General features: G+C 75.4%; 3 protein-coding genes. All 3 read right to left on the minus strand.

What is annotated here, in order from left to right; all coding sequences use genetic code 11:
* Positions 1-210: 210 nt before the first annotated feature.
* Positions 211-1044, minus strand: coding sequence for a lysophospholipid acyltransferase family protein (locus IE312_RS24475; protein ID WP_189984472.1), 834 nt, complete (start codon positions 1042-1044; stop codon positions 211-213).
* On the minus strand, positions 1041-1814 hold the full coding sequence (locus tag IE312_RS24480) for a GNAT family N-acetyltransferase (RefSeq protein WP_189984473.1): 774 nt from the start codon (positions 1812-1814) through the stop codon (positions 1041-1043). The genes IE312_RS24475 and IE312_RS24480 overlap by 4 nt, the downstream gene beginning before the upstream one ends.
* A gap of 241 nt (positions 1815-2055) precedes the next feature.
* Positions 2056-2692, minus strand: a 637-nt coding sequence (locus IE312_RS24485; protein ID WP_229900385.1) for a succinate dehydrogenase/fumarate reductase iron-sulfur subunit, incomplete at its 5' end; no start/stop codon positions are given.

The raw sequence follows: 2692 nt of genomic DNA on the forward strand, positions 1-2692 counted from the left end.
CCGAAGCGCTCACGGAGGTGACGGCGTCGCATCAGCAGTGAGACCGCCACAGCGGCCAGGGCGATCACCACCACGATGGGGATGATGATCGCCAGAAGCGTTCCCGTAGACATGGGCACACGCTCCTCAGGGAGTAGTGATGTGCAGTTTCCGACTTCCCTCTCGCACCAGAATTACGCATTCAGGGCATTCCCGACATGCGTTCTTCCCTCATGCGTGGACGGCGGTGCGCCCCGCGGCGGTCACCAGCGCCGCGTGCGTCCAGGCCGGCTCCGGGGCCGCCGGCTGGGCGGCCCGGGCCAGGGAACGCCGGTCGGGGTGGGCCCCCGGCGGGATCAGCGGCCGGACCTCCACCTCGGCGACCAGGCCGCGGCACCGGGCCACCCGCCACAGGGAGGCCGGCAGGGTGTCCTCCCCGACGAAGGCGGCGGCGGTTCCGGGCCCGCCGTCCTGCCGGCGGTAGCGCAGGCTGACCGGCTGGACGGGCACGCCCGCGTCCAGCGCGGCCTGGAAGACGGCCCGGCGGAACCGGCCGTGGGCGCGACCGCACCAGGTGCTGCCCTCGGGGAAGGCGGTCACGGCCGCGCCCGCCCGCAGGGCGCCGGCGATCCCGGCGACCGTGCGGGGCAGGGCGCGCAGCCGGTCCCGTTCGATGAACAGCGCCCCGCCGCGCGCGGCGAGCGCGCCCGCCACGGGCCACCGCCCGACCTCGCTCTTGGCGAGCATCCGGGCGGGGCGTACGGCGGTGAGCAGCGGGACGTCCAGCCAGGAGACGTGGTTGGCGACCAGCAGCAGCCCGCCGTCCGGCGGCGCGGCGCCGGTGATGCGCACCCGCACCCCGGCGGCCCGCACGATCGTCCGGCACCACCGCGCCACCCACTCGGGCGGGATCCGGCGGCCGAGCGGGAGCAGCACCGCCCCGGCCAGCACCAGGGCCGCCACCGCGGTCAGCCGCAGCACGGCACGGGGTACGGCCGCGGCGGCCGGACCCGGCTCCGCGCAGGCGTCCGGGGTGCACGGCGCGGTGGGCAGCCAGGCGCTCATCGAGCCGGGACGAGGGAGAGGAAGTGCCGCAGGTAGCGCGGGTGGACCCGGCGCATCGACAGCAGCACGTACAGGTCGGCGACCCCGAACGCCGGGTCGTGCGCGGGTTCGCCGCACACCCAGGCGCCGAGCCTGAGGTAGCCGCGCAGCAGGGCGGGAAGGCCGGTGCCTGCGGCCGGGGCCTGTGGACCGGGCGTCCACGGCAGCAGTGGCCGGACCCGCAACCGCGCGGGCGAGAGGTGCCGGTCGCGGACCCGCTCCCAGGTGCCGGCGGCCAGGGCACCGCCGTCGGCGAGCGGGACGGAGCAGCAGCCCGCGAGCCACTCGTGGCCCCGGTCGGTCATGTAGCGGGCCAGCCCGGCCCAGATCAGGCCGATGACGGCGCCGTCGCGGTGGTCGGGGTGCACGCAGGAGCGGCCGGCCTCGACCAGACCGGGCCGGATCTCGTCGAGCGCGGTCAGGTCGAACTCGCCCTCGGAGTAGAGCCGGCCGGCGACCGCGGCCCGCTCGGGGGGCAGCAGCCGGTAGGTGCCGACAACCTGCCCGGTGGTCTGCTCGCGGACGAGGAGGTGGTCGCAGTAGGCGTCGAAGGCGTCGATGTCGTACCCCGGTTCGGGGCTGGTCAGCAGGGCCCCCAGCTCCCCGGCGAAGACGTCGTGCCGCAGCCGCTGCGCGGCACGCACGTCGGCCTCGTCGCGGGCGAGGGTGACGGTGTAGCGGGCGGGAGCCGCGGGCTGCGGGGGACGGTCGAGGGTGGTCACGCCGGTCATGGCTCTCTCCTGGGCACGGGCCGGGTGGGCGGCAGGGGCGGCGGACCGGATGGCCACGGCCCGCCGCTCCAGTTCTTCCGACGCCGGTTGGCGTGCGTGTGACCGGTGCCGGGAGCGCGGATGTGAGGGCGGTGAACGCCTCGGTGGGCCGTCCGGGCGGACCGGGGCCGGAAACACCAGACGGGGCCGGGGAGCACCTCCCGGCCCCGCCCGTCCACCGATCGGCGAACGTTCTCGGGTGTTACCGCCCGCCCGCCTTCCGGGCGGCCCTCAGCCACTCCTTGTTCATGCCGGTGATCGACACCAGCGGTATCCCCTTGGGGCAGGCGGTCGCGCACTCCCCGGCCAGCGTGCAGCCGCCGAAGCCCTCCGCGTCCATCTGGGCCACCATGTCCAGCACCCGCGTCTCCCGCTCGGGCGCGCCCTGCGGCAGCACGTTGAGGTGGTTGACCTTGGCGGAGGTGAACAGCATCGCCGCGCCGTTCGGGCACGCGGCCACGCACGCCCCGCACCCGATGCACTCCGCGTGCTCGAACGCGAAGTCGGCGTCGGCCTTGGGCACCGGGGTGGCGTGGGCCTCCGGCGCGGACCCGGTCGGCGCGGTGATGTAGCCGCCGGCCTGGATGATCCGGTCGAACGCCGACCGGTCCACCACCAGGTCCTTGATCACGGGGAACGCGGACGCCCGCCACGGCTCGACGTCGATCGTGTCGCCGTCCCGGAAGGACCGCATGTGCAGCTGGCAGGTGGTGGTGCGCTCCGGCCCGTGCGCATCGCCGTTGATGACGAGGCTGCACGCGCCGCAGATGCCCTCGCGGCAGTCGTGGTCGAAGGCGACCGGCTCCTCGCCGGAGAGGATGAGCCGTTCGTTGAGGACG

Origin of the sequence: Streptomyces capoamus, assembly GCF_014654935.1 — a bacterium.
GTDB classification, from domain to species: Bacteria; Actinomycetota; Actinomycetes; order Streptomycetales; family Streptomycetaceae; genus Streptomyces; species Streptomyces capoamus.

Coding starts and splice junctions, on each gene's coding strand:
- IE312_RS24480 (WP_189984473.1), bottom strand. CDS start 1,814: ATGACCGGCGTGACCACCCTCGACCGTCCCCCGCAGCCCGCGGCTCCC.
- IE312_RS24475 (WP_189984472.1), bottom strand. CDS start 1,044: ATGAGCGCCTGGCTGCCCACCGCGCCGTGCACCCCGGACGCCTGCGCG.